This is a genomic window from Marmoricola endophyticus (assembly GCF_014644415.1).
GTDB classification, from domain to species: Bacteria; Actinomycetota; Actinomycetes; order Propionibacteriales; family Nocardioidaceae; genus Marmoricola; species Marmoricola endophyticus.
In genome coordinates this window covers 1517261-1534939 of sequence record NZ_BMKQ01000001.1, presented here as the reverse complement: position 1 = coordinate 1534939, position 17679 = coordinate 1517261, and the positions used below count along the sequence as shown (strand labels likewise).

The window sequence follows — 17679 nt, the reverse complement described above, 5'->3', positions numbered from 1 at the left end:
CGGCTCATGGAGTACGCCGAGTCCCTGCTCGACCTCGTGGGCAACACCCCGCTGGTCCGCCTCGACCGCAGCACCGACGGGGCCAAGGGCCTCGTGCTGGCCAAGGTCGAGTACCTCAACCCCGGCGGGTCGGTGAAGGACCGGATCGCGGTCCGCATGGTCGACGCCGCGGAGGCGTCGGGGGAGCTGCAGCCCGGCGGCACCATCGTCGAGCCGACCTCCGGCAACACCGGGGTCGGCCTGGCACTGGTCGCGCAGCAGCGCGGCTACTCCTGCACCTTCGTCTGCCCCGACAAGGTCAGCGAGGACAAGCGCAACGTGCTGCGGGCGTACGGCGCCGAGGTCGTGGTCTGCCCGACCGCGGTCGAGCCCGACCACCCCGACTCCTACTACTCGGTCTCGGACCGGCTGGCTGCGGAGCCGGGCGCCTGGAAGCCCAACCAGTACGCCAACCCGAACAACCCGCGCTCGCACTACGAGGACACCGGTCCGGAGATCTGGCGCCAGACGGAGGGCCGGATCACGCACTTCGTGGCCGGCGTCGGCACCGGCGGCACGATCAGCGGCACCGGTCGCTACCTGAAGGAGCAGGGCCCGGTACAGGTGGTCGGCGCCGACCCGGCGGGCTCGGTCTACTCCGGCGGCACCGGCCGGCCGTACCTCGTCGAGGGCGTCGGCGAGGACTTCTGGCCCGAGACCTACGACCGCACGGTTGCGGACCGGGTCATCGAGGTCTCCGACGCCGACTCGTTCGCCTTCTCCCGGCGCCTGGCCCGTGAGGAGGGCCTGCTGGTCGGCGGCTCGTCGGGGATGGCGGCGTACGCCGCGGTCCAGCTCGCGCACGAGCTCGACGACCCCGACGCGGTGATCGTGGTGCTGCTGCCCGACTCGGGTCGCGGCTACCTCACGAAGGTGTTCAGCGACGACTGGCTCGCGCAGTACGGCTTCCTGCCCTCCGCCGGCGACCAGACGGTCGGCGAGGTGCTGCGCAGCAAGCTCGGCGACATCCCGGCGCTGGTGCACACCCACCCCGGCGAGACGGTCGCCGAGGCGGTGCAGATCCTCCAGGAGTACGGCGTCTCGCAGATGCCGGTCGTGCGTGCCGAGCCCCCGGTGATGGCCGCCGAGGTCGCCGGGTCGGTCTCCGAGCGGGTGCTGCTGGACGCGCTGTTCACCCGTCGCGCGGCCCTGGTCGACACGGTCGAGCAGCACATGAGCGCAGCCCTGCCCACGGTCGGCGCCTCGGTGCCCGTCGCCGACGCGGTGCAGCGGCTCGAGGATGCGGACGCGCTCCTGGTCCAGGAGGACGGTCGCCCCGTCGGCGTGCTCACCCGCCAGGACCTGCTCGCGTTCCTCGCCCGACCCTGAGGGCCCCGGCCGGCGGGCGGCCGTCGGGGTGCAGGATCCCGGCCAGCGTCTCGACCCCGTCCACCAGCCGCGGTCCGGGCCGGGCGAAGCACCCGTCCGCGTCGACCGCCCAGACCGGTACGTCCGGCAGCTGCGCCCGGGCCTGCTCCGCGAGCGTGCGGGCGGCAGCCAGGTCGAAGCCGCAGGGCGCGCAGACGACCACGTCCGGCCGGCACGTGCTCACGTCCTCCCACGTCACCCGCACCGACCGCTCACCCGCGCGTCCGAGGACCGGGTCACCGCCCGCGGCGTCGACCTGCTCGGGCAGCCAGTGCCCGGGTGCGTACGGCGGGTCGGTCCACTCCAGCACGGCCACCCGCGGTCGCGTCCGACCGCGGACCCGACGTCGTACGACGTCCAGGCGCTCGCGCAGCGTGGCCACCAGTGCCGCGCCTGCTGCCGCCACACCGGTGCGGTCCGCGACCGTGGCGATGCTGGCCAGGACCTCCTCGAGCGTGCGGGGGTCGAGGGTGAGCACGTCCGCGGTGCAGCCGAGGTGGGTCAGGGCGTCGTCGACGGACGCGACGTCGACCGCGCAGACCGCGCAGAGGTCCTGGGTCAGCACCAGGTCGGGGTCGATGGAGCGCAGCGCACCGGCGTCGAGCCGGTAGAGGTCCTCGCCGCGCGCGACGGCGTCGCTCACCCAGGCGTCGATCGCAGCGCTCCCGGCGGCGGACACCGACGCTGGCATCGTGGTGGTGGAGACGACCGGGATCCGGTGCGCCGCCGAGGGGTGGTCGCACTCGAACGTCCGCCCGACGACGCGGTCACCGACGCCGAGGGCGAAGCAGATCTCGGTGGTCGACGGCAGCAGCGACACGATCCGCCGTACGTCGCTCACGGCGCGCCACATCCTCGGGGGTGGTGATGAGCCTGCGTTGATAACGACATGGCAACCATTCGGTCGGATCGGCCCTCAGAGCCTCGCGGACACGTCAAGTGTGATGTGGTGACCGACAGCCACGGCCCGAGAAGTGCACCGGGCTCAGCCTGCTCGATCAGCTCGACTTCCCGACGACAACTGACGACACCTGACCCGTGAGGCGGTACCCGACTGTGTGGGACTTCATCGTCGAACGACGATCCCAGCTCCTGATCAACGGCTTCAACCACGTCTACCTGGTGTTCCTCGCCGTGGTCTTCGCGACGATCATCGCGGTGGCGATCGCGATCCTCGTGACCAGGCTCCCCAAGCTGGAGCCCGTCGCCAACGCGGTGAGCGCGATCGGCCTGACCATCCCGTCCTTCGCCCTGATCGGTCTGCTGATCCCGGTGTCCAAGATCGGCGACGGCACGGCGATCATCGCGGTCACCTTCTACGCGGTGCTCCCGATCCTGCGCAACGCGGTGGTCGGTCTCCAAGGGGTCAGCCCGACGCTGCTGGAGTCGGCGAAGGGCATGGGCATGAGCGAGTTCACCTCGTTGTACAAGGTCCGCATCCCGATGGCCTGGCCGGTGATCCTGGCCGGCATCCGCGTCTCCACCCAGATGTCGATGGGCATCGCCGCGATCGCGGCCTACGTCCTCGGCCCCGGCCTGGGGACGTTCATCTTCACCGGTCTGACCGGGTACGGCGGCGCCAACGCGTTCAACAACGTCTTCGTCGCCACCGTCGCCATCATCGTCCTGGCCCTGATCCTCGACCTGCTCCTGATCATCCTCGGACGACTCACCATCTCGAAGGGAATCCGCGTCGCATGAGCGAGACCACTGCTACCTCCTCCGGCTCCGTCACCGGAGCCGAGATCCGGCTCGAGAACGTCACCAAGCAGTACGCCGGCCAGAAGGTCGCCGCGGTCGGCGACCTCACGCTGACCATCCCCGCCGGTGAGATCGCGATGTTCGTCGGGCCCTCCGGGTGCGGCAAGACCACCTCGCTGAAGATGATCAACCGGCTGATCGAGCCCACCTCGGGCACGATCATGATCGGTGGCGAGGACTCCAGGAAGCGCAGCGCGGACGAGCTGCGCCGCACCATCGGGTACGTCATCCAGGGCGGGAGCCTCTTCCCGCACATGACGGTGGCCAAGAACATCGCCCTGGTGCCCAAGCTGCTCGGCTGGGACGACGACCGGATCAAGAAGCGCACCGACGAGCTGCTCGACCTGGTCAGCCTGGACCCGTCGCGCTACCGCGACCGCTACCCGCGCGAGCTGTCCGGTGGTCAGCAGCAGCGCGTGGGCGTGGCCCGCGGTCTGGCCGCCGACCCGCCGGTCGTGCTCATGGACGAGCCGTTCGGCGCCGTCGACCCCATCACCCGCCAGCGGCTCCAGGACGAGCTGCTGGCCATCCAGCGCGAGCTGCGCAAGACCATCGTCTGCGTCACCCACGACATCGACGAGGCCATCAAGATGGGCGACCGGATCCTGATCCTGCAGGAGGGGGCGCAGGTGGCGCAGTACGACACCCCCGAGGTGGTGCTGGGCAGCCCGGCCAACGAGTTCGTCGAGGACTTCGTCGGATCGGGCTCGGCGCTCAAGCAGCTCTCGCTGGCCCGCGTCGACGAGGTCGGCACCTTCCCGCAGACCACGGCGAAGATCGGCGAGTCCTCCGCCGAGGTCATCCAGCGCGCGCAGGCCGCCGGTCACCGCTCGGTGGTCGTGCTCGACGAGCGCAACCGCCCGGTCGGGTGGCCGTGGCTGCGTCAGCTCAAGGGCGAGAAGATCGTGCAGTCCGAGCACGCACCCGACGCGATCGACCGACGAGCGACCCTGAACGACGCGCTCGACGTCATGCTCGTCAACGGCCACGGTGGCGCGGTGGTCACCGACGCCGGCGGCGCCTACTTCGGGGTCGTCGACTTCACCTCGGTCACCGACCAGATGCGCGCCATGCAGGAGAAGGCCCACGAGGTGAGCAATGGCTGACGTGGCCACCGCCCCCAACGCCCAGGCGGATGCGCGCGAGCGCACCGGCCGCAAGCGAGGGCCGAAGCTGGACGCCGAGCAGCTGATCGAGCTGTTCGGGATCCCGCTGATCGTGGTCGTCGGCTTCGTGGCCTTCGCCATCTGGCGCAACACCGCGACGCTGGACAGCGTCGAGACCAACGCGCTGCCCTGGAACTCGATCTGGATCCAGCTGCGCGAGCACGTCGTCCTGACCGCCGTGGGTGCGATGATCACCGTCGTCATCGCCGTGCCGCTCGGCATCGCCCTGACCCGTCCAGGCCTCAAGCGCGCGGCGCCGGTGGTGGTCGGCGTGGCCAATGCCGGGCAGGCCGCCCCCGCGATCGGTCTGATCGTGCTGCTGGCCATCTGGTTCGGCTTCGGCTTCTGGACCGCCATCGTTGCGCTGGTCCTCTACGCCGTGCTGCCGGTGCTGCGCAACACCATCGTCGGCCTGCAGGCCGTCGACCCGACGCTGGTCGAGGCCGGACGTGGGATCGGCATGTCGAACCTGATGGTGCTGCGTCGCATCGAGCTGCCTTTGGCCCTGCCGGTCATCATGTCCGGAGTGCGCACCGCGCTGGTGCTGCTGGTCGGCACCGCAGCGCTGGCGACGTTCATCAACGGCGGCGGGCTCGGTGGACTGCTCAACACCGGCATCACCCTCTTCCGCTTCCCGGTGATCGTCGCCGCCGCCGTCCTGATCGCCCTCCTGGCCCTCCTCATCGAGTGGCTGGGGCAGGTGCTCGAGCTGGTCTTCCGACCGAAGGGAATCTGACGATGAGATCCACCAAGGCGCGACTCGCGCTCCTCGCCGGGCTCGTCTCGACCGCCCTGCTGTCGTCGGGATGTCTCGGCCTGGGCACCGCCGGTGGTTTCGTCGCGACCGGGAAGCTGGCCGGCCCGCTCGAGGACGTGAAGTCGATGGACGGCGCCAGCGTCGCCGTGGGGTCGAAGAACTTCTCCGAGAACATCATCCTCGGCAAGATGGCGATCATCCTGATGCAGTCCGACGGGGCCAACGTCAAGGACCTCACCAACATCCCCGGGAGTGCAGCCGCCCGACAGGCGATGCTGACCAACCAGATCGACGCCCAGTGGGAGTACACCGGAACCGGGTGGATCACCTACCTCGGCCACGACAAGCCGATCAAGGACGAGGAGAAGCAGTACACCGCCGTCCGCGACGAGGACCAGAAGAAGAACCAGCTGGACTGGCTCCCGCCCGCGCCGATGAACAACACCTACGCCTTCGCGACGACCCAGGCCGGGAAGAAGAAGTTCGGCAACATCACCAAGTTCTCCCAGATCGCGACGCTGCCGGTCAGCGAGCGGACCTTCTGCGTGGAGTCCGAGCTGCTCAACCGACCCGACGGGATGCCCGGCCTGCTGAAGACGTACGGCATCCCGCTCGGCGACCCGAACGGCGTGCCGCGACGCAACCTGCAGACGTACCAGACCGGTGCGGTGTACGCCGCCACGGCGCGAGGCGAGTGCAACTTCGGCGAGGTGTTCACCACCGACGGCCGGATCGTGTCGCTGAACCTCAACGTGCTCGAGGACGACAAGAAGTTCTTCCCGAACTACAACGTCTCGCTGGTGCTGCGCGACGAGACCGCGAAGAAGTACCCGCAGATCGCCGACCTGATAGAGCCGGTCGCGAAGAAGCTGACCAACGAGGTGCTGCTGAAGCTCAACGCCAAGGTGGACGTCGACGGCGAGGAGCCCGCCGACGTCGCGTACGACTGGCTGAAGCAGAACGGCTTCGTCACCGACAAGTAGCGCTGAGACGCCAAGGAGCCGGCCACCCCAAAGGTGGCCGGCTCCTTCGTCGTACGGCGCTCAGACGGTCGCGAGTCCCGCCTCGGACGCGGCGTCCTCGGTCTCCTCGGTCGGCTCAGAGGAGTCGATCGTCGTGGCGAGCGGCTTCTCCTTGACGAACAGCAGCAGCGCCGCAGCGACCACCAGCAGCGGCAGCAGGTAGCCGAAGACCGGCGTCAGCGCGTTGCTGTAGGCGTCGACCACGACCGTCCGCGCCGCCTCGGGCAGCTGGCGTACGGCGTCGGGCGTGAGGGAGTTCGCGGCGTCGCCGCCACCCGTGCCGCCGAGCGAGGAGCCGGAGAGCAGGTCGACCAGGCGCGAGGAGAAGATCGTGCCCACGACCGCCGAGCCCAGCGAGGCGCCGATCTGGCGGAAGTAGTTGTTCGCCGCCGTCGCCGTGCCCACCTCGCGCGGGGAGAAGGTGTTCTGCACGACGAGCACCAGGATCTGCATGGCCAGGCCGAGCCCGATACCCATGACGGCGAGGTAGGTGCAGATCACCACGGTCGGTGTGCCGGGGTCCATGGAGGCCATCAGGCCCAGTGCGACGGCGACGATCAACGTGCCGACCACCGGGAAGGCCTTGTAGCGACCGGTCCGGCTGACCACCTGTCCGGAGACGGTCGAGGTGACGAGCAGGCCCGCCATCATCGGGATCATCAGCAGACCCGCCTCGGTGGCGGAGGCGCCGGTGACCATCTGCAGGTACGTCGGCAGGTAGGCCAGCGCCCCGAACATCGCGATCCCGATGATCAGGCCAGCCGCGGTGGTGAGCACGAAGTTGCGCTCGCGGAACATCCGCAGCGGCATCACCGGCTCGGCGGCCCGCCGCTCGGCGACCACGAAGCTGATCGCGGCCAGGACGGTCAGTGCGATCAGGCCGAGGATCTGCGGCGAGGTCCAGTCGTACGTGGTGCCGCCCCACACCGAGACCAGCACGAGGGCCGCAGAGGCGACGGCGAGGCTCGCCGTGCCGGCGACGTCGAGCTGCGGGCGGGAGTGGCTGCGCACCGGGAGCTTGAGGAACGCGACGGCGGCGATGATCGCGAGGAGGCCGAGCGGGAGGTTCATCCAGAAGGCCCAGCGCCAGCCGACGTGCTCGGTGAAGAAGCCGCCCAGCAGCGGGCCGGCCACCGAGGAGAGGGCGAAGACGCCGCCGAGGATCCCCATGTAGCGCCCACGCTGCCGAGCCGGGACGATGTCGGCGATGATCGCCTGGGCGAGGATCATCAGACCACCGCCGCCGATGCCCTGGACGGCCCGGCCGGCGATCAGCACCGGCATGCTCGTGGCGAGCCCGCCGATCACCGAGCCGACGAGGAAGAGGCTGATCGCGGCGATGAAGATCGGCTTGCGGCCGATCAGGTCGCCGACCTTGCCGTAGACCGGCATCATCACGGTCGAGGCGAGGATGTACGCCGTCGTCACCCACAGCATCTGGTCGACGCCGTGCAGGTCGCCGACGATGGTGGGCAGCGCGGTCGAGAAGATCGTCTGGTCCAGCGAGGCGAGCAGCATCGCCATCACCAGGCCCGCGAAGACCAGCAGCACGCTGCGGGTGCTGGTCTCCGGGGCGGAACGGCCGGGTGTGGTGGTTTGGCTCATGCGAGGCTCCTGGTGAGGGTGGTGATGAGGTCGAGGGCGCGGGCTTCGATGTCCGCGGGGTCGAGGTCCGAGTCGTCGGGCGCGTTCTCGACGGTGGTGCGCACGGTGGTCAGCGCGAGGACCAGCACGAGGTCGGCGTACGTCGACAGCTCCGCCGCGGGGAACGCGCTTCCGGCCCGCAGCAGCTCGGTGACCGAGGCGACCATCCGCTCCTTGCGGTGCATCAGCCGGACGAACTGGCTCTGGACGAGGTCGGGGTGCCGCCGGATCAGCTCCTTGCGGCGCCGGTGCAGCGTGTTGTCGCTCTGGTCGAGGACGCCGGTCTCGGTGACCGCGAGGCGGACGACGGCCCGCAGCGGATCGACCTCGGCGAGGTCGCGCAGGCCGGCGACGACGTCGCCGTGCTCGGCCTCGGACGCCTCGTCGGGCGTCACGCCGAGGACGGCGGCGTCCTTGGAGTCGAAGTAGTTGAAGAAGGTGCGCGCGGAGATCTCCGCCCGCTCGCTGATCGCCTCGATGGTCGCGCCGTCCAGCCCGTCGGCGAGCACCAGCTCCACCGCCGCCTTCTCGATGCGCGCCCGCGTCGCGAGGCGCTTGCGCTCGCGGAGGCCGGGCTCTGTCGTGGTCATGTTTCTACAGTACTGCAAAGTTGCAGTTATGCAAACATGCATCGACGCAGGAAGTTTCGACTCGACGTCCGGAGTGGTGGAGCCGGGTACGTGGGTGGTCGAGCCCGACCGAGCGCCAGCGAGGGCGATGTCCTGAGCCTGTCGAAGGGAGGACGTCGAGACCCGGTGAGGCGAGGACGACCTCAGCCCAGGCGGGTGGCCTCGGCGATCCGGTGGATCGCGAAGGTACGGGTCTCCCGCGCGCGCTGGTCGTGGGCGACCAGGCGCCCGTCGTCGATGCGCAGGGGGTCGACGACGCGCTCGGCGTGCGTGCCGTGGTTGTCGACGTACCCGATGCGTACCTGCTCGCCGTCCTCCGCGCTCTGCCGCAGCAGGCGCAGGACGTCGCCCGGCGACGTGGCGCGCTGACCGGCGGGCCGGCTCGCGGCCAGCCGGTCGCCGGCGCGTACCGCGCCCACCAGCACCCCGAGGCGCGACCCGTCCAGCTGCGGCTCCGCGGGCTCGGCGTCGTGGTCACGCCGTCGGCGCCGGGCGCGGTGGACGTCGGGCCTGGCGACACGCACGGTCCCGTCGGCCGCCTCGACCACGGGAGCCGCACCGAGCTCGCGCAGGCGGGGGAGGAGGACGTCGAGCGGGGTGTCACTGACGAGCACCGTCGGCGCGATCCGCCGCAGCCCGAGCGACGTGCCGCGGTGCAGCAGCTCGCTCAGCGCGGCCTCGTCGTCGCTGCGCAGGAATGCCGAGGCGACACCGGCGCGCAGGGTCCCGAACCGCCGTGAGACGTCGTCCACCAGGTAGTCCAGCGCCTGCGGGACGTCGGTCCGCGACGCGGCGGCGAGCAGGTCCTTGACCTCGCCGGCCGACCAGCCGGCGTCGAAGGCGCGCCGGATGCTGGCCGCGGTGAAGCGGTACGTCGTGGCCCCGCCCCGTGACTCCACGTCGGCGAGCAACCCGAGCGAGCGTGCCAGTGCGGTCTCGAGCGGGCCCGGGGCGACGGCGGTGAGGTCGGCCTGGAGGAGGACGTGGTCGACCGGCTCGGGCAGCAGCGGGGCCAGCGCGGCGGCCGCGTCGTCACCGGCGCCCAGTGCGCGTCCGGGCGACGCCAGCGCGTCCCGTCCGGTGATCCCGACGAGAGCCGCCTCCTCGAGCACGGCCCGGACGGCGTCGGCGCGGGTGGTCGGGCGGCGGGGGTGCCGCCACCGCATCCGGGCGACCAGCGAGGTGAGGCCGTCCTCGCCGGCCAGGCCACCCTCGGCACCGGCGAGCTCGGTCAGCGCCTCGTGCCTCAGCGCGGGCAGCCAGCCGCGCGCCAGCTCGGGTGTCAGCGCGTTGACCGGCCGGTCCTGCTCGTCGCGGCCGCCGACGAGCGACGCCATCCGCGGACTGGCCAGCCAGGCCCGTGCGAGCAGCGCCCACCGGTCGGCTGCGGGCTGCTCCTGCCAGGTGTCGTAGGCGTCGGTGGGGAGCCAGGCGGGGTCCACCTCGTCGGTCGCCCCAACGGCGAGCAGACCGGCGGCCGCTGCGGTCTCGACGACCAGGCCGGCCTCGGTGGGGGACACCTGCAGCAGGTCCGCGACCGCGCGCAGGTCGCGGACTCCGAGCCCTCCCGAGCGCAGGACGGCGGGAGGCGTCGTACCCCAGTGGTCGAGCAGCAGGTCCGTGCGTCGTACGAGCTCGAAGGCCGCGCCCGCCGCCGCCCGGTCGACGCGCTGGGCGGGTCGGTCGAGCGTCTCCAGCGGCGGGGGGACGTCGACGTCCTCGCGCGTCGAGCGACCACCGCGCAGACCGACCCGTACCGACCAGGGCAGCACGACCTGGCGCCGGTCCTCCCCGCGCCAGGCGACCAGCCGTGCGTCGAGGAGCTCACGCAGCACGGGGGAGACGGTGTCCGTCCGGCCGCCCGCGTCCTCGTGGTCGAGGTGGTCGAGCATCGCGCGAGCGGGCTCGGAGAGGCCCTCGCGCAGCTCCGCGGCGTCGTCGGACGAAGCGCCCTGGACGACGCCGAGCAGCTCGCCGAGCACACTCACCGGCCGCAGCGGCTCCCCCCAGACCAGGGTGAGGTCGCCGAGCCGCTCCAGTGCGTCGCCGACGGCCTCCGGGGCCGCATGGACGACGTCGGCCACCGTGGGGCTGCCCGTGGGCGCCAGGTGCAGGACCGCCTCGAGCACCGTCAGGTCGAGGCGGGTCAACCCGTCGAGAGCGCGCAGCACCGAGGGGCGCGTGGACAGCCGCGCGGCGAGCTGCGCGGAGTCGTGGGGCGTGGGCACCGCGACGTCGGGACGGGCCAGCAGCAGCGCGCCGAGGCGCTCGTCGGACCAGCCGCGGAGCTGGTCGGCGAGGGTACGGGGAGCGGCGCTGGGCATCCGCTCGATTTTACTCGCGGACGCGTCGAGCGACGGTGTCACCCGGGGGTGGGCGAGACTGGGCGCATGGCACTGATCAAGGCCGAGGGGCTCGGCAAGTCGTACGGAGGACGGCCGGTGGTGACCGACCTGTCCTTCGAGGTGCACCCCGGGAGCGTGACCGGCTTCCTCGGACCCAACGGCGCCGGGAAGTCCACGACGATGCGGCTGATGCTCGGGCTGGACTCCGGCGCGGGGAGCACCACCTTCGACGGGAAGCCGTTCACGGCCCTGGAGCAGCCGATGACGCGGGTGGGGTCGCTGCTGGAGGCCAAGCCGTTCCACCCGACGCGCACCGCGCGCAACCACCTGCGGATGCTGGCTGCCGCGAACCGGGTGCCGGCGACGAGGGTCGACGAGGTGCTGGCGCTGGTCGGGCTGACGGAGGTGGCGCGCGCGAAGCCGAAGAGCTTCTCGCTCGGCATGGGCCAGCGGCTCGGCCTGGCGGCGAGCCTGCTCGGCGACCCCGACACGCTGATCCTCGACGAGCCCGCGAACGGGCTGGACCCACAGGGCATCCAGTGGATGCGCGAGCTGCTCAAGCACCTCGCCTCGCAGGGACGGTCCGTCCTGGTCTCCAGCCACCTGCTCTCGGAGATGGCGCTGCTGGCCGACGAGCTGGTGGTCATCGGTCGCGGCCGGCTGATCGCCAGCGGGCCGGTCGGCGACTTCGTCGGGTCGGCCCGTCAGCGCCCGGTCCTCGTACGCTCGCCTCAGGGTGACGTCCTGGCCGAGGCGCTGCGCGGAGCCGGGGCCGACGTACGCGAGGAGAACGGGACGCTCGTCGTCTCCGGTCTCTCCGCGTCGCGGATCGGGGACCTCGCCCACGAGCGCGGTGCGACGCTGCACGAGCTGACTCCGCAGCAGGCCACGCTGGAGGAGGCCTTCCTCGAGGCCACCGGCGGCGCGGAGGAGTTCGCGGCGCTGGTGCCTGGCAGCCTCCCGGCGACGGAGGGGAGGCGGCCGTGATCCGCGACGCGCTGCGGTACGAGTGGGCCCGGCTGACCACGATCCGCTCGACCTGGTGGCTGACCGGGGCGGCGCTCGTCGTCGGCATCGGGCTGGCCCTGCTGATCTCCGCGCTCAGCGCGCACGAGTTCGGGAAGAACCCGCCCAGCGGCTCCGACATCGAGGGCCTGGGGCCGTTCGTCGTCACTCAGCTCGCCGCCACCGGCCAGGTCCCGAGCCTGGTCGGCTTCCTGCTGGCGATCGTCGGGATCTTCGCGTGGGGCCACGAGTACCGCCACGGCATGATCCGGGCCTCGCTCACCGCGCTGCGCTCGCGCGAGGCGCTCTGGGTGGCGAAGTACGTCGTCGTCGGCGCCTGGGTCGTCGTGGCGCAGCTGGTCACGATGCTGGTCAGCGGCGTGATCGGCGAGGTGCTGCTCGACGGCTACGCCAGCGTCCTCGACGGCGCGACCTTCCAGACGATGGCCTGGCAGCTGCTCTCGACGCTGCTCCTCACCTGGCTGGCGATGGCGTTCACTTCGCTGACCCGCTCGCAGGCGTTCGCGCTGACGGCGATCTTCCTTTGGCCGCTGCTGGTGGAGAACGTCATCCGCCTGGTCTTCGTGCTGGTCCCCTCGCTCAACGACGCCGTGGCGGTGACGCGCTTGCTGCCCTTCTCCGCCCAGCGCCGGATGACCGACGTCCTCAGCGAGGCGTCCGGCACCTTCGGCGACCCGCTCTCCGCCGTCGGAGGCACGGTGATCTTCGGCGGCCTGACCGTGGTGCTGATGATCGCGGCGTACGTCGCCTTCACCCGCCGCGACGCCTGAGGCGTCAGCCGGAGGCCGAGCAGTGAGCGAGCGTCAGCGAGTGAGCGTCTGTCGAGACCGGCAACGGTGAGGTCCGCGGCGACGGCGACCACCGGAGGTCGAGCAGTGACCGAGCGTCAGCGAGGGAGCGGTTGTCGAGACCGGTAGCGGTGAGGTGCGCGGTCACGCATGTGAGGAGTAGGGGCGCCGTTGACCTACCGTCCGAGGATGAGCAGCGAAGAGGAGATCGCGCTGACCGGCGGGCGCATCACCAAGGGCGTGGTCCGCGTGAGCAACACCGTGCGACGGCCCGTTGGCGCCTACTCCGAGTACGTGCACCGCGTGCTGGACCATCTCGCCGTCCTCGGCCTGACCTGGGTGCCGCGGTACCTCGGTCAGGACGATCAGGATCGAGAGATCCTCACCTTCCAGCCTGGAGTAGTACCTGAACCCCTACCCCGTGGTCGGTGGGCTGAGCCGCAGGTGCGCGTAGCCGCGACCTTTCTGCGCGGGCTTCCTGACGCGACGGCGGGTTCTCTACTTGCCGCTGGCCGGCCAGTCGTGTGCCACAACGACTTCGGGCCGCACAACCTCGTCTTCTCGGCCGGGACGCCCCCAGCGGAAAGCGGCCGAGCGCAGATTGAAGGCCTACCAACCGGGGTCATCGACTTCGACCAAGTCTCCCCAGGTGAGCGAGAGGACGACCTGGCGTACGCGGCGTGCTGTGGTTTCTCGGGCCCGAGACTGAGCGGCAACTAGAGCGCCAGCTTGTTCTGCTGTCCGCCTTCATCGATGCCTACGGGCCGAGCACGCTGGACCTCCGCAGCTTCGGCGCCCGCACGGCAGCTCGCGCCGAACGGGAGCGAGTCATGCACGAGCGAGCTGGTCGACCCTCACCACCGGGCTCGTGGCTGCATCAACAGATCGTATGGCTGTCAACGAACACGGGGCGGTTTGACCGTTGGGCACTCGCCACGTTCTGAGGCCTCTGGCGGGCCAACTCCAGCGAAGTCACCAAGTCCCGGACAGGGATCGTGCTGTGGGCACGCTCCGCATGACCATCCCGAACGAGGCGGGAGGGGCAGCTCAACGCACGAGGCGGATGTCGATCTCGCGTTCCACGTACTCCCACTCCGTCGTGGTGCGCAGCCGGGCGACGAGATCCTCGAACGCCGGCGCATCGTCGGGGCTGTACTCGAACCAGGTGAGGAAGTCGAAGGGCTCGTCGAGGTCGCGGCCGTGGAGGAGGCGGCGGGCGACGGCCGGGAGGTAGTCCATCCCGATGGAGATGTGGTGGGAGGTCTCCTCGAACAGCAGCCGGCGCTCGTCCTGCGCGAGCGCCCACCACGCTGCGGACTTGCTGATCGGGATGAGAGCAGCGCGGGTCGCCTCCGGCCGGCCGAGTCCTGCCTGCCTTGCCGCCAACGCCTCCCGCTCGTCTCGGCGGGTGTAGCGGGTGTTGCTGGTCAGCCCGCGTAACGCCCACACCGCGTCTGTGTCACCACGGTGCGTCGCGTCGGAGACGGAGAGCCGCGGCACCACCGGCAGTGGCGGTCCGGACACCGCCGCGACCGTCTCCACCCGCCACTGGCCCACCTCGCCTCCGGCGAACACGGTGATCGGCACCTGGGCACTCAACCTGACCGCCGACCTCGGCCGCAACGCGTCATCGGCCTCGAGGCCCGATGGCCCGCTCTCAGATGCGAGGTTGCCTCTCGACGGCGGCGACGGGCACTGTCGCCGACGTGACCCGGGTCACTACGCTCGCTCCATGACCGCGCAGCCGCACAGCGACCAGTCAGCCGAGCCGTCGTACGCGCAGGGAGAGGACTCGCCGCCGCTGCTGGAGGAGACGATCGGCGCGAACTTCGAGCGGACGGTGGCCGAGCACGGCGACCGCGAGGCGCTGGTGGAGGTGGCGAGCGGGCGGCGGTGGACGTACGCCGAGCTGGACTGCGACGTCGACGCGGTGGCCCGCGGACTGCTGGCGGCCGGCCTGGAGACCGGCGACCGGATCGGGATCTGGGCCCCGAACTGCACGGAGTGGACCCTGGTGCAGTACGCCACCGCGAAGATCGGCGCAATCCTGGTCAACGTCAACCCGTCGTACCGCACCCGCGAGCTGGCGTACGCCGTGAACCAGTCCGGCCTGCGGATGCTCGTCAGCGCCACGGCGCACAAGACCTCGGACTACCGGGCCATGCTCGAGGAGACCGCGAACGAGACGCCGACGCTGGAGCGGATCGTCTACCTCGGCACCGAGGACTGGGACGCGCTGGTGGCCGAGGGGGAGAGCGTCGCCGAGTCGGCGGTCGCCGAGCGGATGGCGACGCTGAGCCCCGGCGACCCGATCAACATCCAGTACACGTCGGGCACCACCGGCTACCCCAAGGGTGCGACGCTGAGCCACCGCAACATCCTGAACAACGGCTACCTCACCACCGAGACGATCGAGCTCACCGCAGAGGACCGGCTGGCGATCCCGGTGCCCTTCTACCACTGCTTCGGGATGGTGATGGCCAACCTCGGCTGCACCACGCACGGCGCCACGATGGTCATCCCGGGGCCGGGCTTCGACGCCGGCGAGTCGCTGGCCACGATCGCCGCCGAGCGCGTGACGGTGCAGTACGGCGTCCCGACCATGTTCATCGCGATGCAGAACCACCCCGACTTCGCGAGCACGGACTTCTCCACGCTCCGGGCCGGGATCATGGCCGGCTCGATCTGCCCGATCGAGGTGATGAAGCGCTGCGTGAACGACATGAACATGGCGGGCGTCTCGATCGCGTACGGGATGACCGAGACGTCGCCGGTCTCCTGCCAGACCCGCGCCGACGACGACCTCGAGCGGCGTACCGCGACCATCGGCCGCGTGCACCCGCACGTGGAGATCAAGGTCGTCGACCCGGCCACCGGCGAGACCGTGCCGAGGGGGACGCCGGGGGAGTTCTGCACCCGCGGCTACTCGGTGATGCTGGGCTACTGGGACGACGAGGCCAAGACCGCCGAGGCGATCGACGCCGACGGGTGGATGCACACCGGGGACCTCGCCGAGATGCGCGCCGACGGCTACTGCACGATCGTCGGACGGATCAAGGACATGGTGATCAGGGGCGGGGAGAACGTGTACCCGCGCGAGATCGAGGAGTTCCTCTACACCCACCCCGACATCGCCGACGTGCAGGTGGTCGGCGTGCCCGACGAGCGGTACGGCGAGGAGCTGTGCGCCTGGATCGTGATGAAGGAGGGGCGCGAGGCGCTCGACGTCGACGCCGTGCGGGACTTCTGCCAGGGCAGGCTCGCCCACTACAAGCTGCCGCGCTACGTGATGGTGGTGAGCGAGTTCCCGATGACCGTCACCGGGAAGATCCGCAAGGTGGAGATGCGCCAGGTCTCCGCGGAGCGGCTCGGCCTCGTCGGCCGCGGCCACGACGCCCGATGACCCGCAGCTTCCTCGCCCGCGACCGCTCGCCGTCGTCGTACGCGCTGGAGGGCGTGGCACTCACGAGCGGCGGCACGACCGCCACCAGCGTCGAGCCCGCGTACGCATGGGCGACCGACCCCGACCCCGGGCGGGTGGTCGCGCTGGTCTCCGGCGGCGGTGCCGGCCACGAGCCGATGCACGCCGGCTTCGTGGGCCGCGGCGGCCTCGACGCGGCGGTACCGGGGGAGGTGTTCACCTCGCCGCACAACGGCCAGCTGTACGCCGCCGGCCGCGAGGTCGCCCGCGCCGGCGGCGTGCTGCACGTGGTGAAGAACTACACCGGGGACCGGATCAACTTCCACATCGCCGCCGAGCGGCTGCGCGCCGAGGGGATCGAGGTGGAGGAGGTCGTGGTCGACGACGACCTCGGCAGCGACGACGCCGAGGTGGGTCGCCGCGGCACCGGGGCGACGGTGGTCGTGGAGAAGGTGCTCGGGGCCGCGGCCGACACAGGAGCCGACCTGACGACGCTCGCCGCGCTCGGCCGCCGCGTGGTCGAGCGCTCGCGGACCCTCGCGGTCGCCTCGGGTGCGCACCACGCGCCGGGTGACGGGAACCCGGCGTTCACCCTGGACGACGGTGAGCTGGAGTACGGCGTCGGCATCCACGGCGAGCGCGCCGCCTCGACCGCGACCGATGAGGGGCTCGACGTCCTGGTCGAGCGAATGGCCGGCGCGCTGCACGAGGCCCTGCCGGTCGGCCAGGACGGTGTGCTCGTCCTGGTCAACGGCCTCGGAGCGGTCAGCAACCTCGAGCTGCTGCACGTCGCGGGTCTCGCGCACGCGGCGCTGACCGATCGCGGGGTGCGCGTCCGTTGCGTGACCGCGGGGACCTTCGTCTCGGCGCTGGACATGCGCGGCTTCTCGCTCACGCTCACGGCGGCCGAGGAGGACTGGCTGCAGCACTGGTACGCCGGCCACGCCACCACCGGCCTGCCCCGCCCGGTGCCGCTGGGAGAGGTCACCCGCCGCGAGCCCGACCCCGGCACGGGGAGCGCCGGCTCCTCGCCCTGGCTGGGCGCGCTCGCCGAGCGGTTCGCGCAGCTGCGCCCGGCGCTGGACCGGCTGGACCAGCACGCCGGCGACGGCGACCTCGGGACCAACCTCGCCGGCGGTACGGCGGCAGCCGCGCGCGCAGGTGTCGCGGGCGACCTCCCGGCGGACCTGCGCGTCCTCGCCGACGCGTTCCTCGACTCCGTCGGCGGGTCGAGCGGACCGCTGTTCGGGCTCGTCCTGCGGCACGCCGCCGCCGCGCTCGCGCAGGATGGCGACGACCCGGCGCGAGCGCTCGCCGACGGCCTGCGCGCGGGACTGGACGCGGTCCGGGAGGCGGGTGGCGCCGAGATCGGCGATCGCACGCTCCTCGACGCGCTCGGCCCGGCCTCGTACGACAAGGACCGGCCGCGCCGCCACCTCGACGCGGCCGCGGTCTCCGCCGCGCTCGAGGGCGCCCGTCGTACCTCGGACCTGCGGGCGCGCCGCGGGCGGGCCAGCTACCTCGGCGACCGGGCACTGGGCCGGCCCGACCCCGGGGCGGTCGGTCTGGCCGCCCTGCTGCTCGCGCTGCACGAGGCGGTGACCGGCGCCGAGGACGCCGCGCTGCGCGCCGACCTCGACGGGCTGCTTCGCGAAGAGTGACAGACCCCAGCAAACCCGGTGAATCGTCTCGAGAAACTGGTCCGTACTAGTC

15 protein-coding genes are annotated in these 17679 nt (G+C 71.4%); 10 read left to right on the top strand and 5 right to left on the bottom strand.

Going from position 1 to position 17679, the window contains the following annotated elements; genetic code table 11:
• Positions 1-6: 6 nt before the first annotated feature.
• Entirely contained in the window at positions 7-1368 is a 1362-nt protein-coding gene (locus tag IEX42_RS07455; protein WP_188779208.1) for a cystathionine beta-synthase, read from the top strand.
• On the opposite strand, the gene IEX42_RS07450 is transcribed toward IEX42_RS07455, so the two are convergent.
• Positions 1328-2248 (bottom strand): ABC transporter substrate-binding protein, encoded by a 921-nt coding sequence (locus IEX42_RS07450; RefSeq protein WP_229660694.1) that lies wholly within the window; start codon positions 2246-2248, stop codon positions 1328-1330. The genes IEX42_RS07455 and IEX42_RS07450 overlap by 41 nt on opposite strands.
• Before the next feature lie 197 nt (positions 2249-2445).
• Here IEX42_RS07450 and IEX42_RS07445 point away from each other — a divergent pair, with 197 nt between their 5' ends.
• From IEX42_RS07445 to IEX42_RS07430, 4 genes are read left to right on the top strand one after another with little or no spacing between them, the layout of a single operon-like run.
• On the top strand, positions 2446-3108 hold the full coding sequence (locus IEX42_RS07445) for an ABC transporter permease (protein ID WP_229660693.1): 663 nt from the start codon (positions 2446-2448) through the stop codon (positions 3106-3108).
• A complete protein-coding gene (locus tag IEX42_RS07440; protein ID WP_188779206.1) occupies positions 3105-4274 on the top strand; it encodes an ABC transporter ATP-binding protein in 1170 nt (389 codons plus the stop codon). Before IEX42_RS07445 ends, IEX42_RS07440 begins: the two co-directional genes overlap by 4 nt.
• Positions 4267-5070: an ABC transporter permease gene (locus IEX42_RS07435; RefSeq protein ID WP_188779205.1), complete on the top strand. Its 804-nt coding sequence runs from the start codon at positions 4267-4269 to the stop codon at positions 5068-5070. The genes IEX42_RS07440 and IEX42_RS07435 overlap by 8 nt, the downstream gene beginning before the upstream one ends.
• Positions 5071-5072: 2 nt before the next feature.
• Positions 5073-6074 (top strand): glycine betaine ABC transporter substrate-binding protein, encoded by a 1002-nt coding sequence (locus tag IEX42_RS07430; RefSeq protein WP_188779204.1) that lies wholly within the window; start codon positions 5073-5075, stop codon positions 6072-6074.
• 60 nt (positions 6075-6134) lie between these two features.
• On the opposite strand, the gene IEX42_RS07425 is transcribed toward IEX42_RS07430, so the two are convergent.
• From IEX42_RS07425 to IEX42_RS07415, 3 genes are all read right to left on the bottom strand, one after another.
• Positions 6135-7718, bottom strand: a complete 1584-nt coding sequence (locus IEX42_RS07425; RefSeq protein WP_188779203.1) for an MDR family MFS transporter — start codon at positions 7716-7718, stop codon at positions 6135-6137.
• Entirely contained in the window at positions 7715-8347 is a 633-nt protein-coding gene (locus IEX42_RS07420) for a TetR/AcrR family transcriptional regulator (protein ID WP_188779202.1), read from the bottom strand. Before IEX42_RS07420 ends, IEX42_RS07425 begins: the two co-directional genes overlap by 4 nt.
• A gap of 182 nt (positions 8348-8529) precedes the next feature.
• Positions 8530-10710: a helicase C-terminal domain-containing protein gene (locus IEX42_RS07415; protein WP_188779201.1), complete on the bottom strand. Its 2181-nt coding sequence runs from the start codon at positions 10708-10710 to the stop codon at positions 8530-8532.
• A 66-nt stretch (positions 10711-10776) separates the two neighbouring features.
• Here IEX42_RS07415 and IEX42_RS07410 point away from each other — a divergent pair, with 66 nt between their 5' ends.
• The 3 genes from IEX42_RS07410 (at position 10777) to IEX42_RS07400 (ending at position 13265) form a co-directional block, all read left to right on the top strand.
• Positions 10777-11718, top strand: coding sequence for an ATP-binding cassette domain-containing protein (locus IEX42_RS07410; protein WP_229660692.1), 942 nt, complete (start codon positions 10777-10779; stop codon positions 11716-11718).
• On the top strand, positions 11715-12527 hold the full coding sequence (locus IEX42_RS07405; RefSeq protein WP_188779200.1) for an ABC transporter permease: 813 nt from the start codon (positions 11715-11717) through the stop codon (positions 12525-12527). Before IEX42_RS07410 ends, IEX42_RS07405 begins: the two co-directional genes overlap by 4 nt.
• A gap of 207 nt (positions 12528-12734) precedes the next feature.
• Complete coding sequence (locus tag IEX42_RS07400) at positions 12735-13265, top strand: phosphotransferase (protein WP_188779199.1); 531 nt, start codon at positions 12735-12737, stop codon at positions 13263-13265.
• A 327-nt stretch (positions 13266-13592) separates the two neighbouring features.
• Here IEX42_RS07400 and IEX42_RS07395 read toward each other — a convergent pair whose 3' ends face one another.
• Positions 13593-14132 carry a chlorite dismutase family protein gene (locus IEX42_RS07395; RefSeq protein WP_188779198.1) on the bottom strand — a complete coding sequence of 180 codons (540 nt, stop codon included), beginning with the start codon at positions 14130-14132 and terminating at the stop codon, positions 13593-13595.
• Positions 14133-14277: 145 nt separating this feature from the next.
• Here IEX42_RS07395 and IEX42_RS07390 point away from each other — a divergent pair, with 145 nt between their 5' ends.
• Positions 14278-15948 (top strand): AMP-binding protein, encoded by a 1671-nt coding sequence (locus tag IEX42_RS07390; RefSeq protein WP_188779197.1) that lies wholly within the window; start codon positions 14278-14280, stop codon positions 15946-15948.
• Entirely contained in the window at positions 15945-17627 is a 1683-nt protein-coding gene (locus IEX42_RS07385) for a dihydroxyacetone kinase subunit DhaK (RefSeq protein ID WP_188779196.1), read from the top strand. The genes IEX42_RS07390 and IEX42_RS07385 overlap by 4 nt, the downstream gene beginning before the upstream one ends.
• Positions 17628-17679: the final 52 nt, after the last annotated feature.

What these genes read in the sequence shown, in the direction of transcription:
- IEX42_RS07455 (WP_188779208.1), top strand. Translation starts at nt 7, where the DNA reads ATGGAGTACGCCGAGTCCCTGCTCGACCTCGTGGGCAACACCCCGCTG.
- IEX42_RS07440 (WP_188779206.1), top strand. Translation starts at nt 3,105, where the DNA reads ATGAGCGAGACCACTGCTACCTCCTCCGGCTCCGTCACCGGAGCCGAG.
- IEX42_RS07435 (WP_188779205.1), top strand. Translation starts at nt 4,267, where the DNA reads ATGGCTGACGTGGCCACCGCCCCCAACGCCCAGGCGGATGCGCGCGAG.
- IEX42_RS07430 (WP_188779204.1), top strand. Translation starts at nt 5,073, where the DNA reads ATGAGATCCACCAAGGCGCGACTCGCGCTCCTCGCCGGGCTCGTCTCG.
- IEX42_RS07425 (WP_188779203.1), bottom strand. Translation starts at nt 7,718, where the DNA reads ATGAGCCAAACCACCACACCCGGCCGTTCCGCCCCGGAGACCAGCACC.
- IEX42_RS07420 (WP_188779202.1), bottom strand. Translation starts at nt 8,347, where the DNA reads ATGACCACGACAGAGCCCGGCCTCCGCGAGCGCAAGCGCCTCGCGACG.
- IEX42_RS07415 (WP_188779201.1), bottom strand. Translation starts at nt 10,710, where the DNA reads ATGCCCAGCGCCGCTCCCCGTACCCTCGCCGACCAGCTCCGCGGCTGG.
- IEX42_RS07410 (WP_229660692.1), top strand. Translation starts at nt 10,777, where the DNA reads ATGGCACTGATCAAGGCCGAGGGGCTCGGCAAGTCGTACGGAGGACGG.
- IEX42_RS07400 (WP_188779199.1), top strand. Translation starts at nt 12,735, where the DNA reads ATGAGCAGCGAAGAGGAGATCGCGCTGACCGGCGGGCGCATCACCAAG.
- IEX42_RS07390 (WP_188779197.1), top strand. Translation starts at nt 14,278, where the DNA reads ATGACCGCGCAGCCGCACAGCGACCAGTCAGCCGAGCCGTCGTACGCG.
- IEX42_RS07385 (WP_188779196.1), top strand. Translation starts at nt 15,945, where the DNA reads ATGACCCGCAGCTTCCTCGCCCGCGACCGCTCGCCGTCGTCGTACGCG.